This is a genomic window from Erythrobacter sp. CCH5-A1 (genome assembly GCF_001557115.1).
In the GTDB taxonomy this organism is placed as follows: Bacteria; Pseudomonadota; Alphaproteobacteria; order Sphingomonadales; family Sphingomonadaceae; genus Erythrobacter.
In genome coordinates this window covers 1-2,596 of sequence record NZ_LSKQ01000320.1, presented here as the reverse complement: position 1 = coordinate 2,596, position 2,596 = coordinate 1, and the positions used below count along the sequence as shown (strand labels likewise).

The following is a 2,596-nucleotide window of genomic DNA, read 5'->3' as shown; positions in this document are numbered from 1 at the left end:
TGAGAACACCGGGAATAAAAGGGGCCACGGATCGGCCGGTAGCACCGGATTAAAAATGGGCCAGTCCTGCTAGACCCCTGCTTTTGTGCGGGGGTGGAGGATGAAGAGAGTGGAGCTTTATCAGAAGGTCCGCCGCGCCGTGCTGATTGACGGGATGAGCCGTCGCGCTGCTGCCCGGTATTTTGGGATCAACCGCAAGACCGTAGACAAGATGCTGTGCTTCCCGGAACCGGGGGCGCATGGCCGGAGTGGGCAAACCTACAGCCGCAAGCTGGCGGAATATACCGAGATCATCGACCAGATCCTGGTGGATGACCGCAAGGTGCACAGCAAGCAGCGACACACTGCCGCCCGCATTTTCGAGCGTTTGCGCGATGAGCATGGTTTCACCGGTGGCATCACCATTGTCCGCGATTATGTGGCGGGGGCCAAGCTGCGCAGCCGCGAGGTGTTCATACCCCTGAGCCACAAGCCGGGGCACGCACAGGTAGATTTCGGCGAGGCGGACGGGATCATCGACGGCAAGCTGGTGCGGTTCCACTATTTCTGCATGGATCTGCCGCACAGCGATGCGCCGTTCATCAAGGCCTATCCTGCCGAGGTGGCCGAGGCCTTTTGTGAAGGACATGTGGCCGCCTTCGCCTTCTTTGGCGGCGTCCCGCAGTCGATCCTGTATGATAACACCAAGCTTGCGGTGGCGCAGATCCTGGGCGACGGGACGCGCGAGCGCAGCCGGATGTTCGCCACGCTGCAAAGCCATTACCTGTTTGCGGACAAGTTTGGCCGCCCGGGAAAGGGCAATGACAAAGGCAAGGTTGAGGGGCTGGTCGGCTACTCCCGGCGCCATTTCATGGTGCCAAGGCCGGAGGCGCCCAGCTTTGATGCGCTGAACGCGCGCTTCCTCGAACAATGCGTGGAGCGCAGGCAGGCCATCTTGCGTGGGCATGAGCACAGCATCGGGGACAGGCTGGTGGCTGATCTGACGGCCTTCATGCCACTGCCTACGGTGCCATTTGATCCCTGCCATATGGTGACGGGGCGGGCCTCGTCGATGGCGCTGGTGCGCTATCGCACTAATGATTACTCGGTGCCAACGGCCTATGCCCACCAAGAGGTTGTGATCAAAGGCTATGTCGACCGGGTTTCCATCATCTGCGGCGGGGAGCAGATCGCGGTGCACCCGCGCAGTTATGAGCGTGAGGACTTCATCGCCAACCCGCTGCATTATCTGGCGCTGTTGGAGCAAAAGCCGCGTGCCCTTGATCAGGCGGCGCCGCTCGATGGCTGGGTGCTGGCCGAACCGATGCATCGCATTCGCCGGTTGATGGAGGCCCGCAGTGGCAAGGAAGGACGGCGCGAGTTCATCCAGGTGCTGCGGCTATGCGAGCGCTTTGAGCAACCCTTGGTGGAATGGGCGGTGGCCCGCGCGCTGGAGATGGGGGCGATCAGCTTTGATGCAGTCAAGATGATCGCGCTGGCCCGACTTGAGCAGCGCGTGCCACGCCTCGATCTGCAATTTTACCCGCACTTGCCACGCGCCCATGTTGGGCGCACTGACCCGCGCAGTTATATGGGCCTGCTCTCGCAGTCCGGCACCCTGGCGACAGGAGTGGCGGCATGAGCGATCCCATGATGCCGCTGCCGGCCATCGAGGCAGAACCAACCAGCGTGCCGCCCGCCGTGCTGCTGGCAAACCACCTCAAAGCACTCAAGCTGCCATCCTTCGCGCGCGAATATGAGAAGGTCGCGTTTGAGGCCGCGCAGGATCGGGCCGATTACCCGCGCTATCTGCTGCGCCTGTGCGAACTGGAGCGCATCGACCGTGAACGCCGGATGGTCGAGCGTCGCATCCGCATGGCCAGGTTCCCGCATACCAAGAGTTTTGACACCTTCGACTTTGCAGCCCAGCCATCACTGAACAAGGCGCTGGTGCTGGAACTGGCGCGCGGAGAATGGATCGAGCGGCAGCGCAATGTCATTGCGCTGGGCCCCAGCGGTACCGGCAAGACCCACACCGCCCTCGCGCTGGGACTGGCCGCTTGCCAGAAGGGGCACAGCGTGGCCTTCACCACCGCTGCGGCGCTGGTCCATGACTTGATGGAGGCGCGCGACGAACGGCGACTGCGCAGCCTGCAAAAGCATCTGGCCTCGGTGAAACTGCTGATCCTCGACGAGCTGGGCTATGTGCCCTTCACCGCAGTGGGCGGTGAATTGCTGTTCGAGGTGCTCAGCCAGCGGTATGAACGCGGCAGCACGCTGATCACCAGCAATCTGCCCTTCGATGAATGGACATCGGTGTTCGGGTCCGAGCGCTTGACTGGCGCCCTGCTCGACCGCCTGACCCACCACGTGCACATCCTCGAGATGAATGGTGACAGCTTCCGCCTCACCAGCAGCCGCAAGCGCCAGAAGGACAAGGGGGAGGCAAAATGATCTGACAAAAGGCGGCCATCGGCAGCGGGAAATCGGCTTCCGCTCCGCTACAGCCGCTTCCCCGCTGCCGATGCTGTCCAGCCTCAACCATGGGGCTTTTTATTCAACCCAACTGGCCCCTTTTTAAACCGGTGCCTGGCCCGTTTTTATCCCGGTGTTGACA

The 2,596-nt window shown here is 62.2% G+C and carries 2 protein-coding genes; both read left to right on the top strand.

Annotation, left to right across the window (positions count from 1 at the left end):
* The first annotated feature begins 100 nt into the window (after positions 1-100).
* Positions 101-1,621, top strand: a complete 1,521-nt coding sequence (istA, locus tag AX708_RS19245) for an IS21 family transposase (protein WP_067401992.1) — start codon at positions 101-103, stop codon at positions 1,619-1,621.
* Positions 1,618-2,433 carry an IS21-like element helper ATPase IstB gene (gene istB, locus AX708_RS19240; protein WP_304438878.1) on the top strand — a complete coding sequence of 272 codons (816 nt, stop codon included), beginning with the start codon at positions 1,618-1,620 and terminating at the stop codon, positions 2,431-2,433. Before istA ends, istB begins: the two co-directional genes overlap by 4 nt.
* Positions 2,434-2,596 lie beyond the last annotated feature (163 nt).

Bases quoted from the DNA above. Each gene is read 5' to 3' on its own strand.
- istB (WP_304438878.1), top strand. From the start codon at position 1,618: ATGAGCGATCCCATGATGCCGCTGCCGGCCATCGAGGCAGAACCAACC.
- istA (WP_067401992.1), top strand. From the start codon at position 101: ATGAAGAGAGTGGAGCTTTATCAGAAGGTCCGCCGCGCCGTGCTGATT.